18 protein-coding genes are annotated in these 19,029 nt (G+C 72.3%); 12 read left to right on the forward strand and 6 right to left on the reverse strand.

Annotated elements, in window-relative coordinates; all coding sequences use genetic code 11:
• Window positions 1-355 precede the first annotated feature (355 nt).
• A complete protein-coding gene (locus tag FRZ03_RS07870) occupies window positions 356-1,222 on the forward strand; it encodes a hypothetical protein (RefSeq protein ID WP_146464498.1) in 867 nt (288 codons plus the stop codon).
• Between the two features lie 71 nt (window positions 1,223-1,293).
• Here FRZ03_RS07870 and FRZ03_RS07875 read toward each other — a convergent pair whose 3' ends face one another.
• The 3 genes from FRZ03_RS07875 to FRZ03_RS07880 all read right to left on the reverse strand — a co-directional run bounded on the left by FRZ03_RS07875 (window position 1,294) and on the right by FRZ03_RS07880 (window position 3,212).
• Entirely contained in the window at window positions 1,294-2,058 is a 765-nt protein-coding gene (locus FRZ03_RS07875) for a bestrophin-like domain (RefSeq protein WP_146464437.1), read from the reverse strand.
• A gap of 32 nt (window positions 2,059-2,090) precedes the next feature.
• A complete protein-coding gene (locus FRZ03_RS38895) occupies window positions 2,091-2,264 on the reverse strand; it encodes a hypothetical protein (RefSeq protein ID WP_186785304.1) in 174 nt (57 codons plus the stop codon).
• Between the two features lie 63 nt (window positions 2,265-2,327).
• On the reverse strand, window positions 2,328-3,212 hold the full coding sequence (locus FRZ03_RS07880) for a LysR family transcriptional regulator (protein WP_146464438.1): 885 nt from the start codon (window positions 3,210-3,212) through the stop codon (window positions 2,328-2,330).
• Window positions 3,213-3,332: 120 nt separating this feature from the next.
• Between FRZ03_RS07880 and FRZ03_RS07885 the strand changes: the two genes are divergently transcribed.
• From FRZ03_RS07885 to FRZ03_RS07895, 3 genes are read left to right on the forward strand one after another with little or no spacing between them, the layout of a single operon-like run.
• Window positions 3,333-4,004 carry a succinate dehydrogenase gene (locus tag FRZ03_RS07885; protein ID WP_146464439.1) on the forward strand — a complete coding sequence of 224 codons (672 nt, stop codon included), beginning with the start codon at window positions 3,333-3,335 and terminating at the stop codon, window positions 4,002-4,004.
• 1 nt (window position 4,005) lies between these two features.
• Complete coding sequence (locus FRZ03_RS07890; protein WP_146464440.1) at window positions 4,006-5,955, forward strand: fumarate reductase/succinate dehydrogenase flavoprotein subunit; 1,950 nt, start codon at window positions 4,006-4,008, stop codon at window positions 5,953-5,955.
• Entirely contained in the window at window positions 5,952-6,701 is a 750-nt protein-coding gene (locus tag FRZ03_RS07895; RefSeq protein WP_146464441.1) for a succinate dehydrogenase/fumarate reductase iron-sulfur subunit, read from the forward strand. Before FRZ03_RS07890 ends, FRZ03_RS07895 begins: the two co-directional genes overlap by 4 nt.
• Before the next feature lie 132 nt (window positions 6,702-6,833).
• Here FRZ03_RS07895 and FRZ03_RS07900 read toward each other — a convergent pair whose 3' ends face one another.
• A complete protein-coding gene (locus FRZ03_RS07900) occupies window positions 6,834-7,595 on the reverse strand; it encodes an IclR family transcriptional regulator (RefSeq protein WP_146464442.1) in 762 nt (253 codons plus the stop codon).
• A gap of 71 nt (window positions 7,596-7,666) precedes the next feature.
• Here FRZ03_RS07900 and FRZ03_RS07905 point away from each other — a divergent pair, with 71 nt between their 5' ends.
• Genes FRZ03_RS07905 through dmpG form a run of 3 tightly spaced genes read left to right on the forward strand, consistent with a single transcriptional unit; the run spans window position 7,667 to window position 10,457 of the window.
• Entirely contained in the window at window positions 7,667-8,488 is an 822-nt protein-coding gene (locus tag FRZ03_RS07905) for a 2-keto-4-pentenoate hydratase (RefSeq protein ID WP_146464443.1), read from the forward strand.
• On the forward strand, window positions 8,485-9,432 hold the full coding sequence (locus FRZ03_RS07910) for an acetaldehyde dehydrogenase (acetylating) (RefSeq protein WP_146464444.1): 948 nt from the start codon (window positions 8,485-8,487) through the stop codon (window positions 9,430-9,432). The genes FRZ03_RS07905 and FRZ03_RS07910 overlap by 4 nt, the downstream gene beginning before the upstream one ends.
• Window positions 9,432-10,457: a 4-hydroxy-2-oxovalerate aldolase gene (dmpG, locus tag FRZ03_RS07915; RefSeq protein WP_146464445.1), complete on the forward strand. Its 1,026-nt coding sequence runs from the start codon at window positions 9,432-9,434 to the stop codon at window positions 10,455-10,457. Before FRZ03_RS07910 ends, dmpG begins: the two co-directional genes overlap by 1 nt.
• Before the next feature lie 12 nt (window positions 10,458-10,469).
• Here dmpG and FRZ03_RS07920 read toward each other — a convergent pair whose 3' ends face one another.
• Window positions 10,470-11,120, reverse strand: a complete 651-nt coding sequence (locus tag FRZ03_RS07920; RefSeq protein ID WP_261398694.1) for a TetR/AcrR family transcriptional regulator — start codon at window positions 11,118-11,120, stop codon at window positions 10,470-10,472.
• 192 nt (window positions 11,121-11,312) lie between these two features.
• Between FRZ03_RS07920 and FRZ03_RS07925 the strand changes: the two genes are divergently transcribed.
• The 5 genes from FRZ03_RS07925 to FRZ03_RS07945 all read left to right on the forward strand — a co-directional run bounded on the left by FRZ03_RS07925 (window position 11,313) and on the right by FRZ03_RS07945 (window position 16,493).
• Complete coding sequence (locus FRZ03_RS07925; RefSeq protein ID WP_146464447.1) at window positions 11,313-12,860, forward strand: bifunctional 3-(3-hydroxy-phenyl)propionate/3-hydroxycinnamic acid hydroxylase; 1,548 nt, start codon at window positions 11,313-11,315, stop codon at window positions 12,858-12,860.
• 32 nt (window positions 12,861-12,892) lie between these two features.
• Complete coding sequence (locus tag FRZ03_RS07930; protein ID WP_146464448.1) at window positions 12,893-13,825, forward strand: VOC family protein; 933 nt, start codon at window positions 12,893-12,895, stop codon at window positions 13,823-13,825.
• On the forward strand, window positions 13,825-14,670 hold the full coding sequence (locus FRZ03_RS07935; protein ID WP_146464449.1) for an alpha/beta fold hydrolase: 846 nt from the start codon (window positions 13,825-13,827) through the stop codon (window positions 14,668-14,670). The genes FRZ03_RS07930 and FRZ03_RS07935 overlap by 1 nt, the downstream gene beginning before the upstream one ends.
• A 174-nt stretch (window positions 14,671-14,844) precedes the next feature.
• A complete protein-coding gene (locus FRZ03_RS07940) occupies window positions 14,845-15,618 on the forward strand; it encodes a GNAT family N-acetyltransferase (RefSeq protein ID WP_146464450.1) in 774 nt (257 codons plus the stop codon).
• A complete protein-coding gene (locus tag FRZ03_RS07945) occupies window positions 15,615-16,493 on the forward strand; it encodes a lysophospholipid acyltransferase family protein (RefSeq protein WP_146464451.1) in 879 nt (292 codons plus the stop codon). Before FRZ03_RS07940 ends, FRZ03_RS07945 begins: the two co-directional genes overlap by 4 nt.
• A gap of 184 nt (window positions 16,494-16,677) precedes the next feature.
• Here FRZ03_RS07945 and FRZ03_RS07950 read toward each other — a convergent pair whose 3' ends face one another.
• Entirely contained in the window at window positions 16,678-19,011 is a 2,334-nt protein-coding gene (locus FRZ03_RS07950) for an ATP-binding cassette domain-containing protein (RefSeq protein ID WP_146464452.1), read from the reverse strand.
• Between the last annotated feature and the right edge of the window lie 18 nt (window positions 19,012-19,029).

A 19,029-nucleotide genomic window follows, 5' to 3' on the forward strand; every position in this document is an offset into this window, starting at 1 on the left:
GGGACAGCCGGGGCGCGGGCCCGTGCCGTCCCCTCTCCGACCGTCGCTGTTCCCGTGCGATGCGCATGGGAAAAAGCTAAGTGCCGCGCGCGCCCCCTGCGACGGGCCGAGTGGCGAACGGGTGGCACCCGTGCCCCGTGGTGCGCCATCCGAGTTGCCGTTCCCAGGAATTTTCTGACGGTCCGTGACCTGCGGCTATATCCGATTGTCAGGTTGTCGTGCGGTGTGTCGGATCACCAGGACGGACCATTCTCGACATGCGGGCGTGTTCCGCGCGCCCGAGGGTCTATGCGGGAGGCGCTTTCTCGCCGATCGACCGGGGACGGGCCCCGGGGTGCCTTCCGCGGAGGATCACATGCGAAACCAACGCGCCCTGGCGGCCGCGTGCACCGCTGCCGCCGTGCTCGGGCTCGCCGCCCCCGTGGCCGTCGCGGACGGCATGGGCAACGGGGGCGGCGCCACGGGGGGGACGGGCACGGGGAGCATCGTGGGCCCGGGCACCGGCGTAGGGAACTTCGGGAACGGCAACGGGGACTTCGGGGGCGGCGGCGGTGGTGGTGGCGGCAACTTCGGAGGCGGTGACAACGGCAGAGGCAACGGCAACTTCAACGGCAACGGCGGCTTCAGCGGCAACGGCCGCTTCGAGGGCCACTTCAACGGCACCATCAGCGGCAACGGCCGGATCAGCAGCAACGGCAGGGGCGACGAGTTCGGCAACGGCAGGGGCGACAACGGCGAGCGGGGGCGCGGGAACGGACGGGGTGACGAGTTCGGCGGTCCCGGCGACAACGGCCTCGGCGGCGACTTCGGCAACCGGCCCGGCGGCGAGGGCCTGCGCGACATCGTCGTCACGCCCGGTGTGGTCGCCGCCGGAGGCCGGCTCACCGTCACCGTGCACGGCTGCCGGGGTGGTCAGATGGCCTCCCGCGCCTTCCGGACGGCCCCGCTGACACCGTTCCGCGACGACATCTCACGGGGTGTCGTCTACGTCGACCGCGACGCCCGCCCAGGCCGGTACGACATCACCATCCGCTGCGAGCGCCACACCCTGACCCGTTCTCGGGCCTTCACCGTGATCGGCGGCGTCAACGGTGGCATCGGCGGCAGCCGGACCAGCGGTGCGACGACCGCCGACATGGCCATCGGAGGCGCCCTGGTCGGCGCGGCCGTGATCGGCGGTGGCGTCTACTGGCTGCGCCGCAGGGGCGAGAGGCGCGCCTGAGACCCCAAGAACCCCCGGACCGGCGGCCACCGTGCGCGGGCCGCCGGTCCGGGTCTGTCGCGTCGGCCCGGTCAGCCCTTGATGCCCGGGAACAGGTTCCAGAACGGCTCGGCGGTCACGGCGATGCCCCGGCTGTAGGGGGCGTCGAGGTCCCAGATGAGGAAGAGCATGAAGGCGATGGTCGCGGAGAACAGCCCGGCCAGCACCAACTCCCGCCTGGTGCGCCGGATCTGGAGCGCGAACACCATGCCGACGGTGATCACCGCCCCGATGAGCAGCCCCCACCACACCACGGTCGGCATGGTGGCCCCGGTTGAGTCGGCACGCTCGTTGCGCGCCTGGTCGGCGGCGGTCATCTGGTCCAGCAGCGGCTGGTAGGCCTGCGCCTCGAAGTCGTTCTTCGGCCGGTAGTCCGTGACGTCCTGACGGACCTTCTGCAGCAGCGTGGCACCGCGGTCGGTGACGCGCTCGTGGCGGGTCATCGTCGACCACTCGGTGTGCACGACATAGCTCACATAGGCGTTGACATCAGCCCGGATGTGGTCACGCACGTCCGGGGGATAGACGCGGACCCGCTCCGAGATCTCGTGCAGGGCCTGCGCCTCGGACTGCACGTAGTCCTGCGCGGAGCTACGGGCCTCCCACACGCCCGCGATGGCCAGACCCAGGACGATCGCGTAGACCACGCCGATCCACATCGTCATGTACTCGATGACGTCCGGGGTCTCGTTGGGATCCTCGTCCTCGGGTGCCCGCTTGTGCCGTAGGAAGGTCACGGCGACCACCACGGCGCAGGCCCCCAGCATCCCGAGGACGAGAACAAGCCAATCCGACAAGGGATACCTCCAGAGTTGAGCGGCCCGGCAGGTCAGCGCGGGCGGAGGGCCGCGACGGCGACGATCGCGGGCAGAGCGATGAGCAGGACGTAGGTGACGGGCCGGGTGTGGCCCGCCGCGGGCCGGGTGGCCGGATGCGGGTGGTACGCCGGGTAGCTGACCGGGGTGATCGCCGGGCGCGGGGCACTTCGGACCGCCCGGCGCACCGGCAGTCCCGCCCCGGGCGCCCCGCGCCGGCCCGGCCCCGCCGTCGCGGGGCCCGAGCACCCTCACCGTTCCCTCAGCATCCGCTGAAGCTCCCGCGCCGCCCGCGGTGGAGCGACGTCCGTGCGGTGGGCCAGGGCGATGGTCCGGTGCAGGCCGGGGCGGGCCAGCGGGGTGACCCGCAGGCCCAGGCCCGCCCGGGTCGCCACCATCCGCGGCACGACCGCCACCCCCAGGCCCGCCCGGACGAACCCCAGCACCGCGTCCATCTCGCCGCCCTCCACCGCGAAGTCCGGCTCGAAGCCCTCGGCGCGGCACGCCGCCACGGTCAGTTCCCGCAGGTCGTAGCCGTGCCGGAACATCACCAGACGCTCGCCCGCCAGCTCGGCGATGCGCACCACCCGCCCGCCGCGCCCTGGGGCCGGCGCCTCCGGCGAGGAGACCACCACCAGGTCCTCGCGCAGCACCTCCAGGGTGGTCAGCGCGGGTGAGGACGGCGGCAGCGGCAGCACGATCAGCGCCAGGTCGAGCGCGCCCCGGGCCAGCTCGCGCACCAGGTCGTGCGAGCCGCCCTCCTCGATCAGCAGCCGGATGCCGGGGTAGCGGTCGTGGAAGGCGCGCAGCACGTCCGGCAGCAGGCCCGTGCACAGGCTCGGCGTCGCCCCGAGCCGCACCCGGCCGCGCCGCAGCTGCACCAGTTCCTGCACCTCCTGCCGGGCGGTGTCCGCGTCCGCGAGGATCCGCCGGGCCAGCGGCAGCAGCGCCTCGCCCGCGTCGGTGAGCGTGATGTTGCCCCGCGCGCGCAGGAACAGATCCGCCCCCAGCTCCCGCTCCAGCGCCTTGATCTGCTGGGACAGCGAGGGCTGGGCCACGTGCACCAGCTCGGCGGCCCGGGTGAAGTGCCGGGCCTCGGCGACGGCCACGAAATACTGGAGCTGCTGGAGCTGCATACAGCAACGATAGCCGCTTCCTATGGAAACAAGCTGCACCATGTCTTGGACCGATCGGGACCTTCGGCCCTAGCGTGCTGTTCCATGGCTCTGGCAACGCGGACGGACCGACGGCCGTCCATGGCACGCACGATGTGGGACTCCTCCGTCGGCAAGAAGACGGTGATGGCCGTCAGCGGTCTGATCATGCTGCTCTACCTGGTGGTGCACATGATCGGAAACCTGAAGATCTACTTCGGGGCGGGCGAGTTCAACCACTACGCCCACTGGCTGCGCACCATCGGCGAACCCTTCATGCACTACGAGTGGACGCTCTGGATCATCCGGGTCGTCCTCGTCGTCGCCGTGGTCGCCCACGCCACCTCCGCGTACCAGCTCAGCCGCCGCGACATCAAGGCGCGGCCCAGCAAGTACGTGCACCCGAGGCCCCGGGCGAGCTACGCCACCCGCACCATGCGCTGGGGCGGGATCATCCTCGGCCTGTTCATCGTGTGGCACATCCTCGACCTGACCACCGGCACCGTGCACTCCGGCGGCTTCCAGCCGGGCCACCCGTACCAGAACGTCGTGGACACCTTCTCCACCTGGTACGGCAACGTGATCTACATCGTCGCGATGCTCGCGCTCGGCCTGCACGTCCGGCACGGCTTCTGGAGCGCCGCGCAGACCCTCGGCGTCGGCAGCCGCGCCCGCGACCGCGCCCTGAAGACCGTCGCCAACGTTCTCGCGCTGCTGCTCACGGCCGGCTTCATCGCCGTACCCGTGGGCGTGATGACCGGAGTGGTGAGCTGACATGACCGACTACGTGAACTACCGCACCGGCGAACCGGTCGCCGACACCAAGGCCCCGGCCGGCCCGATCCACGAGCGCTGGGACACCCGCCGCTTCCAGGCCAAGCTGGTCAACCCCGCCAACCGGCGCAAGCACACCGTCATCGTGGTCGGCACCGGTCTCGCCGGCGGCTCCGCGGGCGCCACCCTGGCCGAACAGGGCTACCACGTCGTCCAGTTCTGCTACCAGGACTCCCCGCGCCGCGCCCACTCCATCGCGGCGCAGGGCGGCATCAACGCGGCGAAGAACTACCGCAACGACGGCGACTCGATCCACCGGCTCTTCTACGACACCGTCAAGGGCGGCGACTTCCGCGCCCGCGAGTCCAACGTGCACCGCCTGGCGCAGATCTCCGTCGAGATCATCGACCAGTGCGTGGCCCAGGGCGTGCCCTTCGCCCGCGAGTACGGCGGCCTGCTCGACACCCGTTCCTTCGGCGGTGTCCAGGTCTCCCGCACCTTCTACGCCCGCGGCCAGACGGGCCAGCAGCTGCTGCTCGGCGCCTACCAGGCGCTGTCCCGGCAGATCGCCGCCGGGAACGTGGAGATGCACCCGCGCACCGAGATGCTGGACCTGATCGTCGTGGACGGGCGGGCACGCGGCATCGTGGCCCGGGACCTGATCACGGGCCGGATCGACACCTACTTCGCGGACGCGGTCGTCCTCGCCTCCGGCGGCTACGGCAACGTCTTCTACCTGTCGACCAACGCCATGAACTCCAACGCGACCGCGATCTGGCGGGCGCACCGGCGCGGCGCCTACTTCGCCAACCCCTGCTTCACCCAGATCCACCCGACCTGCATCCCGCGCACCGGCGACCACCAGTCCAAGCTCACCCTGATGAGCGAGTCGCTGCGCAACGACGGCCGGATCTGGGTGCCCAAGGCCAAGGGCGACAACCGTCCGCCGAACCAGATCCCCGAGGACGAGCGCGACTACTACCTGGAGCGCATCTACCCCTCCTTCGGCAACCTGGTCCCGCGGGACATCGCCTCCCGCGCCGCGAAGAACGTCTGCGACGAGGGCAGGGGCGTGGGCCCCGGCGGCCAGGGCGTCTACCTGGACTTCGCCGACGCGATCAAGCGCATGGGGCGCAAGGCCGTGGAGGCCAAGTACGGCAACCTCTTCGACATGTACCAGCGGATCACCGACGAGGACCCGTACGAGGTGCCGATGCGCATCTACCCGGCCGTGCACTACACGATGGGCGGGCTGTGGGTCGACTACGACCTCCAGACCACCGTCCCGGGCCTGTTCGCGGTCGGCGAGGCCAACTTCTCCGACCACGGCGCCAACCGGCTGGGCGCCTCCGCGCTGATGCAGGGCCTGGCCGACGGCTACTTCGTGCTGCCGGCGACCATCAACGACTACCTGGCCCGCAACCCGCACCAGGACCCGGTCACCCCCGAACACCCGGCGGTACAGGAGGTGCTGGCGGAGACCGAGGACCGGCTGAACCTGCTGCTGGCCGTCGACGGAGACCGCACCCCCGACTCCTTCCACCGCGAACTCGGCGAGCTGATGTGGGAGTTCTGCGGCATGGCGCGCACCGAGCAGGGCCTGCGCAAGGCCCTGGAGCGCATCCCGCAGATCCGCGAGGAGTTCTGGCGGCGGATCAAGGTCCCCGGCACCGGCGAGGAGTTCAACCAGTCGCTGGAGAAGGCCAACCGCATCGTCGACTACCTCGAACTCGCCGAGCTGATGTGCCTCGACGCGCTGCACCGCGCCGAGTCCTGCGGCGGCCACTTCCGCGAGGAGTCCCAGACCCCGGACGGCGAAGCAGCCCGCAAGGACGAGGAGTTCGCGTACGCGGCCGCCTGGGAGTTCGCCGGTACGGGCGCCGCTCCCGTCCTGCACAAGGAAGACCTGGTCTTCGAGTACGTCCACCCCACCCAGCGGAGCTACGCATGAAGCTCACCCTGCGCGTCTGGCGGCAGAAGAACGCCGACGCCGACGGCACCATGTCCACCTACGAGGTGGACGGCATCTCGCCCGACATGTCCTTCCTGGAGATGCTGGACGTCCTCAACGAACAGCTCATCCTCTCCGGCGAGGACCCCGTCGCCTTCGACCACGACTGCCGCGAGGGCATCTGCGGCGCCTGTTCCCTCGTGATCAACGGCGACGCCCACGGGCCCGAGCGGACCACCACCTGCCAGCTGCACATGCGGTCCTTCAAGGACGGCGACACCATCGACATCGAGCCGTGGCGGGCCGCCGCGTTCCCGGTGATCAAGGACCTCGTGGTGGACCGCTCCGCCTTCGACCGGATCATCCAGGCCGGCGGCTACATCACCGCGCCCACCGGCTCCGCGCCGGAGGCCCACGCCACGCCGGTGCCCAAGGCGGACGCCGACTTCGCCTTCGAGCACGCCGAGTGCATCGGCTGCGGCGCGTGTGTGGCCGCCTGCCCCAACGGCGCGGCGATGCTGTTCACCTCCGCGAAGATCAACCACCTCAACGTGCTGCCGCAGGGGGCGCCCGAGCGGGAGACGCGGGTGCTCGACATGGTGACGCAGATGGACGCGGAAGGCTTCGGCGGCTGCACGCTGACGGGGGAGTGCGCCACGGCCTGCCCCAAGGGCATCCCGCTGATGTCCATCACGAGCATGAACAAGGAGTGGCTGCGGGCGACCCGCAAGGCCGGGAAGCGTTAGCAGCACGCGGAAGCGGTCGGTACGACACACAGACGTTCGCCGGCTTCGTGCGGACGGGCGGGGTCGGGACGGTGCTCCCCGGCCCCGTCTCGCATGTCCGCGGGCGGTCCGGCACGCACGTCCCGACGGGGTTCAGCGCAGGAAGTCGCGCCGGATCAGGGTGCTGCCCAGCGCCGCGGCCGCCGCGCGCACCGCCGTCGCCTGGGCCTCGGGGCGGAACCGGCTGCCCGGTCCGGCCACGCTGATCGCGGCCAGCGGCTCGTCCTGACGGCCGAGGACGGGCGCGGCCACGCACACCAGCCCCACGGCGGACTCCTCCCGCTCGAACGCCACCCCCGTCTCGGTCACCCGCTGCAACTGACGGCGCAGGATGCCCGGTGCCACCACGGTGTGCGGGGTACGGCGCTCCAGCGGCCCGGTGAGCACCGCGCGCCGCAGGTCGGCGTCCGCGTGCGCGAGCAGCGCCTTGCCGATCGCGGTGCAGTGCAGCGGCATCCGCCCGCCGGTGCGCGAGGGCACCCTGGCCTGGCGGTGCCCGCCGATCTTGGCGACGTAGACGACGTCATGGCCCTCGCGCAGCCCGAGGTGCACGGTTTCGTGCGTGCGTTCGTAGAGGTCCTGGAGGAAGGGCATCGCCACTTCGAGGAGGCTGCGCTCCAGCGAGGCGAGCATGCCGAGTTCGAAGAGGCCGCCGCTGAGCCGGTACCCGCCGTCGGTCCGCTCCAGCAGCCGGTTGGCGACCAGCTCTCCGGAGAGCCGGTGCACCGTCGCCTTGTGCAGGCCGGTGCGCTGTACCAGTTCCGCGAGGCTCACGGCCTGGTCGTCGGGCCGGAAGGCGCGCAGGATCGTCACCGCCTTGCCCAGCACCGTGTTCAGGTCGGCCGTCTCGGTCATGTCCGCCAGCGTATCGCTGAGCGAGACGAAGTGCTGGTCCGAGGGGTTCGGCCGACCGCACAGTGAGGGGCGTGGACGAAAGCAATCGGCTCGCCCCCGCGAGCCCCTCCGACATCGCGGCCGCGGCCGAGCGCATCGCCGAGGCCCTCGCCTCCGGCGTGCCGTGCGCGCCGGTGCGCGACCTGATCGGCCGGGACGACCTGGCCGCCGCGTACGCCGTGCAGGACCGGCTCACCGAGCGGCGGCTCGCCGCGGGCGCGGCGGTCGTCGGCCGCAAGATCGGGCTCACCTCCGAGGCCGTGCAGCGGCAGCTCGGCGTCGACCGGCCCGACTTCGGGTTCCTCTTCGACGACATGGCGTACGCCGAGGGCGACACCATCCCGTTCGGCGAGGTCCTCCAGCCGCGGGCCGAGGCGGAGATCGCCTTCGTGCTGGGCGCCGACCTGGCCGACGGCGCGCTCACCCGCGAGCAGGTCGCCGCGGCCATCGCGTACGCCGTGCCCGCGCTGGAGATCTGCGGCAGCCGGATCGCCGGATGGGACATCAGCTTCGGCGACACCGTCGCCGACAACGCCTCCGCGGGCGCGTACGTGCTCGGGGAGCAGCGCCTCGGACTCGACGCGTTCGATCCGGTGGCCGTCGCCATGACGATGACCGTCAACGGCGAGGAGGTCTCCACCGGGTCCGGCGCGGACTGCCTCGGCGACCCGGTCGAGGCGGTCGTCTGGCTCGCCCGCACCGCCCGCGAACTCGGCGAGCCGCTGCGCGCCGGCCAGGTCGTCCTCTCCGGGGCCCTCGGCCCGATGCGCCCGGTCGCCGCCGGTGACACCGTCACCGCCACCCTGTCCGGCCTCGGCGCCGTCACAGTCCGCTTCAGCGAGGGAGCAGCATGAGCAGGACGAAGGTCGCGATCATCGGCTCGGGCAACATCGGCACCGACCTGATGATCAAGGTGCTGCGCGGGTCGCGGCACCTGGAGATGGGCGCGATGGTCGGCATCGATCCGGCCTCGGACGGGCTGGCCCGTGCCGCCCGGCTCGGCGTGCCGGTCACCCACGAGGGCGTGGACGGGCTGGTCGCGCTGCCGGGCTTCGACGAGATCGAGATCGTCTTCGACGCCACCTCCGCCAAGGCCCACGAGGCGAACGCCGCCACGCTGCTGCCCCTCGGGAAGCGGCTGATCGACCTGACGCCGGCCGCCATCGGCCCGTACGTCGTCCCCGCCGTCAACCTCGAAGAGCACCTGGACGCGCCCGACGTCAACATGGTCACCTGCGGCGGCCAGGCCACGATCCCGGTCGTCGCCGCGGTCGGCCGCGTCGTGCCGGTCGCGTACGCCGAGATCGTCGCCTCCATCGCGTCGAAGTCGGCCGGTCCGGGCACCCGCGCCAACATCGACGAGTTCACCGAGACCACCTCGGCCGCCATCGAGCGGGTCGGCGGTGCCCGCCGCGGCAAGGCGATCATCGTCCTCAACCCCGCCGAGCCGCCGCTGATGATGCGCGACACGGTCTTCTGCCTGGTGACGGCACCGGACCCGGCGACGCACGACGAGATCCGCCGGTCGGTGCAGAAGATGGTCGCCGACGTCGCCGCGTACGTCCCCGGCTACCGGCTCAAGCAGCAGGTGCAGATCACCGAGCTGCCCGCCGACCAGCCGGTGGGCACGCTCCTGTCCGACGGCGGCGCCGCCCTGCCCACCCACCAGGTGTCGGTCTTCCTCGAGGTCGAGGGCGCCGCGCACTACCTTCCGGCCTACGCCGGCAACCTCGACATCATGACCTCCGCCGGCCTCCAGGTCGCGGAGCGCATCGCAGCACGGAAGGCGGGCCGCTGATGGGCACCCCGATCTTCGTCCAGGACGTGACCCTGCGCGACGGCATGCACGCCGTACGGCACCGGATCACTCCCGAGGACGTCGCACGCGTCGTCGCCGCGCTCGACCGGGCCGGCGTCGACGCCATCGAGGTCGCGCACGGCGACGGCCTCGCGGGGGGCTCGGTCAACTACGGCCCCGGCTCGCACACGGACTGGGAGTGGATCGAGGCGGCGGCCTCCGTGCTGGAGCGCGCCCGCCTCACCACCCTGCTGCTGCCCGGCGTCGGCACCATCCACGAGCTGAAGCGCGCCCACGAACTGGGCGTCCGCTCGGTCCGCGTCGCCACGCACTGCACCGAGGCCGACATCTCGGCCCAGCACATCGCCGCCGCGCGGGAACTGGGCATGGACGTGTCGGGCTTCCTGATGCTGTCCCACATGGCCCCGCCCGAGGAACTGGCCCGGCAGGCCAAGCTGATGGAGTCCTACGGCGCGCACTGCGTCTACGTCACCGACTCCGGCGGCCGGCTCACCATGAACGACGTGGCCGCGCGGGTACGGGCCTACCGTGACGTCCTGGACGCCGGCACCGAGATCGGTATCCACGCCCACGAGAACCTCTCGCTGGCGGTCGCGAACTCGGTCGTCGCGGTGGAGAACGGGGTGCGCCGCGTCGACGCGTCGCTCGCCGGGCACGGCGCGGGCGCGGGCAACTGCCCGCTGGAGGCGTTCATCGCGGTCGCGAACATCTCGGGCTTCGAGCACGGCTGCGATCTGTTCGGGCTCCAGGACGCCGCCGACGACATCGTCCGGCCGCTCCAGGACCGACCGGTGCGCGTCGACCGCGAGACCCTCACCCTGGGCTACGCCGGTGTCTACTCGTCGTTCCTGCGGCACGCGGAGGCCGCCGCCGAGCGCTACGGCCTCGACGTGCGCGACATCCTCGTGGAGTGCGGCCGGCGCCGTCTCGTGGGCGGCCAGGAGGACATGATCGTCGACGTGGCGCTCACGCTGGTCGCCGAGCGCGCGGACCAGGCCGCCTGAACCGTGGCCGGCTCAGCGGCCGGGCAGGAGGGCCTCGCCGAGCGACACCAGGCCGTCGGCCAGTTCCGTCATGAACCGCGCGATCGGAATGCCGTCCGCGGACTGGAAGGAGACGAAGGCGCCGTCGAACCCCGCCATGCCGAAGGGGGCCAGGGCGTCCGCGACCGCGTCGGCCGCCGCCCCGCCCGCGCCCGCGAAGGCGGAACGGATCATGTGCCGCATATAGGTGCGGCCCTCGTCGCGGACGGTCCGCACGGTCCGCAGCGCCTCCGGCGCCTCGGCCGCCTCGTGGCTCATCACCAGGACCAGCAGGAGCCGCAGGAACTCTTCGCGGTTCTCGATGACCTCACCGGTCCTCAGCAGATACCAGCGCATGCGCTCGCGCGGCGTGCCGCCCTCGGGCGGATCGCGGTGCGCGTCGCGCATCGCGTCGAAGAAGCCCTGCGCGCCCTGCGCCATCACCGCCGACAGCAGTCCGGCCTTGGACTCGAAGTGGTGGTAGAAGGCGCTCTTCGGCAGGCCCGTCTCCTTGACGAGCGTCGACATCGACGTGCCGGCGTACCCGCGCACGGACATGACCCGTGCGGCCGCGTCCAGGATCTCCTGCCGTGACCGCCGGCCCCGGCGGTTGCTGGTGTGCGCTTTCGGCGCGGGCGTTTCCACCTGCCGAAGTCTAGGCCGCGCCGCCCGGACCATGATCCGCGCGTCGATCGGCCGTCCGCTTTTGTCAGTTGATCATCTGACAACCCTTGACATATCGCCGTGACGGGTTGTTAACCTCCCGGCAAATGGACCGACCGATCGGTCCAAAACTTCCGCACGCGGGACGTGCGGACAGGACAACGGAGTCTGCGCATGCCCCAGAGCCACGACGCGGATGTCGCGATCGTCGGGTACGGCCCGACCGGTGTGATCGCCGCCCTCACCCTCGCCCGCCACGGCGTCAGCGCCATCGCCCTGGAACGGGACAAGGACCTCTATCCCCGCGCCCGTGCCGTCACCGTCAACGACTGGACCATGCGGATCTTCCAGGACCTCGGCGTCGACGAGCGCGTCGAGAAGAAGATCGATCCGCAGCGGGCCCTGCGCTGGATGACCTACGACGGCACCGAGATCCTGCGGATCGAACACCCGCCGTCCACGCTCGGCCGCACGCCGCGCTTCTACAACATCTACCAGCCCACGATGGAGGCCGAACTGCGCGCGGCGGCCCAGGAGGCCGGCGACCTCGTCACCGTCCGCTACGGCGCCGAGGTCACCGGCATCGACCAGGACGCCGACGGGGTCACCCTCACCACGACGGACACCACGACCGGTGAGACGCGCACCGTCCGCACCCGGTACGCGATCGCCGCCGACGGCGGTTCCAGCGCCACCCGCGGCCGCATCGGCTGCCGGCTCGACGGCGACACCAACACCGTCACCTGGGTGGTCATCGACTGCCGCGTCAAGCGCTGGTGGCCCGACCGCGACTTCCTGACCTTCTGGTCCGACGCGGAGCGCCCGGTCGTGGACATCGCCCTGTCCGCGGGCAACCACCGCTGGGAGATCCCGCTCAAGCCCGACGAGACCCCGGAGGACTACCCGACCAGCACCGAGGTGTGGCCGCTGCTCAAGGCGCTCGGGGTGACCGAGGACGACGTCGACATCCATCAGCACGCCTTCTACCGGCACCACGTGCGCATGGCCGACACCTGGCGCCAGGGCCGGGTGTTCCTGGCCGGCGACGCGGCCCACCTGATGCCGCCGTGGGCCGGGGCCGGCATGCAGACCGGCATGCGCGACGCCCACAACCTGGGCTGGAAACTCGCCCGCGTCGTCAAGGGCGAGCTGCCCCAGGCCTGGCTCGACACCTACGAGGCCGAGCGGCGCCCGAACGCCGCCTTCTACACCTCTCTCGCGGTCGGCCTCGGGCGCGTCATCAAGCGGGAGGCCTCCGAGGAGGAGCAGGCGGCGATGAACGCGGTGCCCGAGAACACGGTCACCCCGTACGAGCCGCCGCTGATCGCCCCGCCGGTGCTGGAGGGCGGCTGGCTGCGGGGCCCGCTGGGCGACGCCAGCGTCGTCGGCCGGATGGTGCCGCAGCCCGTCATGGGCGACACCGCCGGCCGGATGGCCCGCCTCGACGACCTCCTCGGCCACGGCTTCGTCCTGCTCGGCGACGACATCGACCCCGCGACCCTGCTGACGCCCGAGGAGAAGGCCGGCTGGGACGCGCTCGGCGCCCGCTACCTCGCCGTCCGGCCCAAGACGGCGTACACGCAGGGCCCGGACGAACTGGTCGACCTCTACGAGGCGCTGCTGCCGTGGCTGCGCCGCTACGGCGCCCGCGCGGTGGCCGTGCGCCCCGACCGGTTCGTGGCCGCGGCGGACGTCAGCGGCCTCGCCGTCCCCACGCTCTGAGAAGCCCGAGAGCCCGAGAGAAGGAGAAGGACATGTCCTCAGTCAAGGAACTCGGATACGTCGTCTACGAGGTCAGCAGCCTCACCGACTGGGAACACTTCGGCGTCGAACTGCTGGGCATGCAGTACGGCGAGAGGACCGACGACGGATTCACGCTGCGCACCGACGAGAAGGCCCACCGCTGGGTCGTCACCGAGGGGCCCGCCGACGACCTCGTCGCCACCGGTTACGAGGTCTCGGACGCCACCGCGCTCGACGCGCTCGTCGCCCGGCTGCGCGCCGCCGGGATCGAGGTCGCCGACGGCGGCGAGGCCCTGGCCGCCGCCCGCAAGGTGGAGCGGATCTTCGTCACCGCCGACCCGATGGGCAACCGCGTCGAGCTGGTCACCGGTCTCGCCGACGCCGCCACCCCGTTCGAGTCGGCGAAGCTGCTCGGCGGCTTCGTCACCGGCGCCGGCGGCGCGGGACACCAGGTGCTGCTCGCCCACGGCGTCTCCCGCGAGACCTACCTCGGCTTCTACATCGACCTGCTCGGCTTCAGGATCAGCGACATCATCGTCGAGGAACTGGCCCCGGGCGTGGTCGCCGACCTGATCTTCCTGCACTGCAACGGCCGCCACCACACCGTGGCCTTCGGCGACATGCCCTCGCCGAAGAAGACCCACCACTTCATGGTCGAGGTCACCGACATCCGCGACGTCGGTCTCGCCTACGACCGCTGCATGGACGCCAAGCAGCCGTTCGAGATGACCCTCGGCATGCACCCCAACGACCAGATGTTCAGCTTCTACGTCTTCACCCCCTCGGGCTTCAGCGTCGAGTACGGCTGGGGCGGGCTGATCATCGATGACGAGACCTGGGAGGTGAGGACGCTCGACAGGCTGCACAGCTGGGGCCACCGCCCGCCGGGTGTCGTCGCCGACCTGCTCGCCGCCGCACCCGCACCGCACGGAGAGGCCCACTGATGACCCTGGACCCGAACGCCATCGCCCGCACCGTCGAGACCCCCGACTGGACGCTCCGCTACTACGAGGCCGGCTCCGGCCACCCCCTCGTGCTGCTGCACGGCAGCGGGCCCGGCGCGACCGGCTGGAGCAACTTCGCCGGCAACATCGAGGCGCTGGCCGAGCACTTCCACGTGTACGCCGTCGACATGCCCGGCTGGGGCGAGTCGTCCGCGGCCACCGTCGACCGGCTCGACCATGTCACGGCGGCGATCCAGTTCCTGGACGCCCTCGGCATCGACAAGGCCGCGTTCGTCGGCAACTCGATGGGCGGCCAGACCTCGCTGCGGCTCGCCACCGAGCACCCCGACCGCATCTCGCACCTGGTCACCATGGGCCCGCCGGTCGGCCGGATGCCCACCCTCTTCGGCGCCGGCGACGGCCCCTCCGAGGGACTCAAGGTGCTGATCGAGGCCTACCGGGACGCGAGCCCCGAGAACATGCGCCGCCTCGTCGAGATCATGGTCTACGACAAGGCCCGCTTCGCCACCCTCGAGCTGTGCAAGGCCCGCTCCGACGCCGCGCTCGCCCGGCCCGAGCACCTGCGCAACTACGTGGACGGCCTGCCAGGGGGCGCGCCGCTGCCCAAGTGGGTCAAGCCCGAGCTGCTGCCGGCCATCCAGGTGCCGACCCTGCTCATCCACGGCCGCGACGACCGCGTCGTCTCCTACGAGAACTCGCTGTTCCTGCTGGCGAACATCCCGAACAGCCGGCTGGTCGTGCTCAACCACTGCGGCCACTGGGCGATGATCGAGCACGCCGACGAGTTCAACCGGTTGGTCGTAGACTTCGTCGCGAACAACTGACCCGCACCCACCGGGGGTTCGCCCGGCACCCCCACCCGTTCAGCAACCGCACATCCGCTCTCCGGGCGCATGTCACGCGCCGGCCAACCGGCGTCGGAAGAACAGGAGTGGCGGGCCGTACGCCACGGCCCGCCGCCGCTGTCGCCGAACCGGCCCCGTGACCAGGAGAGTGCCATGACCGGCGTTTCCACCCTCGACCGTCCGCCGCAGCCCGCGGCGCCCGCCCGCTACACCGTCGCCCTCGCCCGCGACGAGGACGACGTGCGGGCCGCGCAACGGCTGCGGCACGACGTCTTCGCCGGGGAGCTGGGCGCCCTTCTCACCACCCCCGAGCCGGGCCTGGACATCGACGCCTTCGACGCCCACTGCGACCACCTGCTGGTCCGCGACACCGGCAGCGGGGAGGTCGTCGGCACCTACCGGCTGCTGCCGCCCGAGCGCGCCGCGATCGCCGGACGGCTGTACTCCGAGGGCGAGTTCGAGCTCGGCGCGCTCGACGTGATACGGCCCGGGCTGGTCGAGGTCGGCCGGTCCTGTGTGCACCCCGACCACCGCGACGGCGCGGTCATCGGCCTGATCTGGGCCGGCATCGCCCGCTACATGACGGACCGCGGCCACGAGTGGCTGGCCGGCTGCTGCTCCATCCCGCTCGCCGACGGTGGCACCCTCGCCGGCGCCGCCTGGGACCGGGTGCGCGCCGGGCACCTGGCGCCCGAGGAGTTCCGGGTACGGCCGCTGCTGCCCTGGACCCCGAAGGCCGGGGCACCCGCCGCGCGCGGTGAACTCCCGGCCCTGCTGCGCGGCTATCTGCGCCTGGGCGCCTGGGTGTGCGGCGAACCCGCCCACGACCCGGACTTCGGGGTCGCCGACCTGTACGTGCTGCTGTCGATGCGCCGGGTCAACCCGCGCTACCTGCGGCACTTCCTCTCCCTCGTGCCGTCCCGGTGAGCGGCTGGCTGCCCAGCGCGCCCTGCACCCCCGACGCCTGTGTGGAACCGGCGCCCGCCACCGTGGCCCTGCCCCGCGCCGTGCTGCGGCTGACCGCCGTCGCGGCCCTGGTGCTGGCCGCGATCGCCCTGTCTCCGCTCGGCGGGAGGCTCCCCGCCGAGTGGGTCAGGCGGTGGTGCCGGGCGGTCGTACGGGCCATCGGGGTGCGGACGCGGATCACCGGCGCCGCGGCGCCGGCCGGCGGGCTGCTGCTCGTCGCCAACCACGTCTCCTGGCTGGACGTCCCACTGCTCACCGCCGTACGACCGGCCCGGATGCTCGGCAAGACCGAGATCCGGCGGTGGCCGGTGGCGGGCCCACTGGCCGCGCGGGCCGGCACCCTGTTCATCGAACGGGACCGGCTGCGTGCCCTGCCCGCCACGGTCTCCCGGATCGCCGACGCCCTGCGCACCGGCTCGGCCGTGGCCGCCTTCCCCGAGGGCAGCACCTGGTGCGGGCGCGCCCACGGCCGCTTCCATGGGGCCGTCTTCCAGGCCGCGCTGGACGCGGGCGTCGCCGTGCAACCGGTCGGCCTGCGCTACCGGCTCACGGACGGCGGCACCGGCACCCCGGCCGCCTTCGTCGGCGAGGACACCCTGCCGGCCTCCCTGTGGCGGGTGGCCCGGACCAGGGGCCTGGTGGCCGAGGTCGAGGTCCGCCCGGCGATCGCGCCCGGCACCCACCCGGACCGCCGCACCCTCGCCACGGCGGCCCAGCCGATCGCCCCGGCCCCCCGCTGGACCCACGCGGCCCTGGTCGCCGGCCACCGCTCCCTCCCCCCCCCCCCCACGGCAACCCGAGCGGGCGACCCACGGGGGATGACGCGGGCGGGCTAGTGCTGTGGCCGGGCGTCGCGAGCCGGTGGACCTTTCCGGTCGCAGCACCGGCCGGCGCCACCCGCGTCCGCCCTCCCGCTTCGAGCGCGCGCATGTGCCGGGTACGGTGCGGTCGCGTTGCCTGCGCGGGACGCGGCGGTCCGGGTGCCGCACCGTCGTCGCGGCGGTGCGGCCGGGCCGCGGGCTACGGCATGACCCGGGCCAGATACGGTGCCGTCGCGCTGTCCCGCGCACGGGCCACCCGCTGTGGCGGGCCCGCGGCGACGATCCGGCCGCCCTGGTCGCCGCCGCCCGGGCCCAGGTCGATCACCCAGTCGGCGCCCGCGACCACCGTCATGTCGTGCTCGACCACGACGACCGTGTGCCCGGCGTCCACCAGTCCGTGCAGCCGCTCCATCAGCACCTCGACGTCGGCCGGGTGCAGCCCGGTGGTCGGCTCGTCCAGCAGGTAGAGGGTGTGGCCGCGCCGCCCGCGCTGCAACTCGCTGGCCAGCTTGATCCGTTGGGCCTCGCCGCCGGACAGCTCGGTCGCGGGCTGGCCGAGCCGGAGATAGCCGAGGCCCACGTCGAGCAGCGTGCCGAGGCTGCGGGCGGCGGCCGGGACGTCCGCGAAGAACTCCGCCGCCGACTCCACCGTGAGGTCCAGCACCTCCGCGATGTTCCGCCCCCGGTACGTCACCCGCAGCGTCTCGGGGTTGTAGCGGGCGCCGCCGCAGTCCGGGCAGGGCGCGTACGTGCTCGGCAGGAACAGCAGCTCCACGCTGACGAACCCCTCGCCCTGACAGGTCTCGCAGCGTCCCCCGGCGACGTTGAAGGAGAACCGCCCGACGCCGTACCCGCGCCCGCGCGCCGCGTCCGTCGCCGCGAACACCTTCCGTACGACGTCGAACAGGCCCGTGTACGTGGCGAGATTGGAGCGCGGCGTGCGGCCGATCGGCTTCTGGTCGACCCGCACCAGCCGGTCCACTCCCTCCAGTTCCTCCGTCAACTCGCCGATCAGCGTGGACTTCCCGGACCCGGAGACCCCGGTGACGGCGGTGAACGCGCCCAGCGGGAACTCGGCCGTCACCTCGCGCAGGTTGTGCCGGGTGACCGGACCGATCTTCGACCAGCCACGCGGCTCGCGGACGTGGCGGGCCGGGCCGGGCGCCTCGTCGAAGAGGAACGCGGCCGTCGCCGACTCCTCGACCGACGCCAGCTCGGCCGGCGGCCCGCTGTACAGCACGCGCCCGCCGTGCTCGCCCGCACCCGGGCCGACGTCCACCAGCCAGTCGGCGCCGCGCACGACCTCCAGATGGTGCTCCACGACGAACACCGAGTTGCCCGCCGCCTTCAGTCGCTCCAGCACGGTCAGCAGCGCCTCGGTGTCCGCCGGGTGCAGCCCCGCGGACGGCTCGTCCAGCACGTACACCACGCCGAACAGCCCGGACCGCAACTGCGTGGCCAGCCGCAGCCGTTGCAGCTCGCCCGCCGAGAGCGTCGGGGTGGAACGGTCCAGGCTGAGGTAGCCCAGGCCGAGTTCGACCACCGGGGCGATCCGGGACTTCAGGTCGTCGGTGAGCACCCGGGCCGTCTCCGAGTCGCCGTCGAGCAGTTCGGCCAGGGCCGTCAGCGGCAGCGACGCCAGCTCGGCGATGGTGCGGCCGCCGAAGGTCACCGCCAGCGCCTCGGGCCGCAGCCTGCTGCCCCCGCAGCCCGGACAGGGCGCGCTGGTCAGAAAGCGTTCCGCCTTGGTGCGCAGGGTCGGCGACCTGGTGTCGGAGAACGTCTTGAGCACATACCGGCGGGCGCTCGTGTACGTGCCCTGGTACGGACGTTGGATGCGATCCGCGTCCCGCACCGGATGCACCGTGACGACCGGCTGCTCGTCGGTGAACAGGATCCACTCCCGCTGCTCGGCGGGGAGTTCCCGCCAGGGCCGGTCCACGTCGTAGCCGAGCGCGTCCAGGATGTCCCGCAGGTTCTTGCCCTGCCAGGCCCCCGGCCAGGCCGCGATGGCGCCCTCGCGCACCGACAGCGACGGATCGGGCACCAGCAGCTCCTCGCTGGTGTCGTGCACCTGCCCCAGACCATGGCACCGAGGGCAGGCGCCGGCCGCCGTGTTCGGCGAGAACGCGTCGGAGTCCAGCCGCTCGGCGCCCGGCGGATAGTCCCCGGCGCGCGAGAACAGCATGCGCAGGGAGTTGGAGAGATTGGTGACCGTGCCCACCGAGGAACGCGAGGTGGGGGCCGCGCGGCGCTGCTGGAGCGAGACCGCGGGCGGCAGCCCGGTGATCTCACCGACCTTGGGCGCTCCGACCTGGTGGATCAGCCGACGCGCGTACGGCGCGACCGACTCGAAGTAGCGGCGCTGGGCCTCGGCGTAGATCGTGCCGAAGGCCAGGGACGACTTCCCCGAGCCGGACACGCCGGTGAACACGGCCAGTACGTCACGCGGTACGTCCACGTCGACGCCCTTGAGGTTGTGCTCACGGGCGCCGCGGACGCGGACGTAGGGATCATGGGGGCTGTGGTGCATGGAAAACACACCCTATCC

It is taken from the genome of Streptomyces misionensis (assembly GCF_007896895.1).
GTDB lineage: Bacteria > Actinomycetota > Actinomycetes > Streptomycetales > Streptomycetaceae > Streptomyces > Streptomyces misionensis_A.

Bases quoted from the DNA above. Each gene is read 5' to 3' on its own strand.
- FRZ03_RS07935 (WP_146464449.1), top strand. From the start codon at position 13,825: ATGACCCTGGACCCGAACGCCATCGCCCGCACCGTCGAGACCCCCGAC.
- FRZ03_RS07895 (WP_146464441.1), top strand. From the start codon at position 5,952: ATGAAGCTCACCCTGCGCGTCTGGCGGCAGAAGAACGCCGACGCCGAC.
- FRZ03_RS07900 (WP_146464442.1), bottom strand. From the start codon at position 7,595: ATGACCGAGACGGCCGACCTGAACACGGTGCTGGGCAAGGCGGTGACG.
- FRZ03_RS07950 (WP_146464452.1), bottom strand. From the start codon at position 19,011: ATGCACCACAGCCCCCATGATCCCTACGTCCGCGTCCGCGGCGCCCGT.
- FRZ03_RS07880 (WP_146464438.1), bottom strand. From the start codon at position 3,212: ATGCAGCTCCAGCAGCTCCAGTATTTCGTGGCCGTCGCCGAGGCCCGG.
- FRZ03_RS07890 (WP_146464440.1), top strand. From the start codon at position 4,006: ATGACCGACTACGTGAACTACCGCACCGGCGAACCGGTCGCCGACACC.
- FRZ03_RS07930 (WP_146464448.1), top strand. From the start codon at position 12,893: ATGTCCTCAGTCAAGGAACTCGGATACGTCGTCTACGAGGTCAGCAGC.
- FRZ03_RS07885 (WP_146464439.1), top strand. From the start codon at position 3,333: ATGGCACGCACGATGTGGGACTCCTCCGTCGGCAAGAAGACGGTGATG.
- dmpG (WP_146464445.1), top strand. From the start codon at position 9,432: ATGGGCACCCCGATCTTCGTCCAGGACGTGACCCTGCGCGACGGCATG.
- FRZ03_RS07940 (WP_146464450.1), top strand. From the start codon at position 14,845: ATGACCGGCGTTTCCACCCTCGACCGTCCGCCGCAGCCCGCGGCGCCC.
- FRZ03_RS07870 (WP_146464498.1), top strand. From the start codon at position 356: ATGCGAAACCAACGCGCCCTGGCGGCCGCGTGCACCGCTGCCGCCGTG.
- FRZ03_RS07925 (WP_146464447.1), top strand. From the start codon at position 11,313: ATGCCCCAGAGCCACGACGCGGATGTCGCGATCGTCGGGTACGGCCCG.
- FRZ03_RS07910 (WP_146464444.1), top strand. From the start codon at position 8,485: ATGAGCAGGACGAAGGTCGCGATCATCGGCTCGGGCAACATCGGCACC.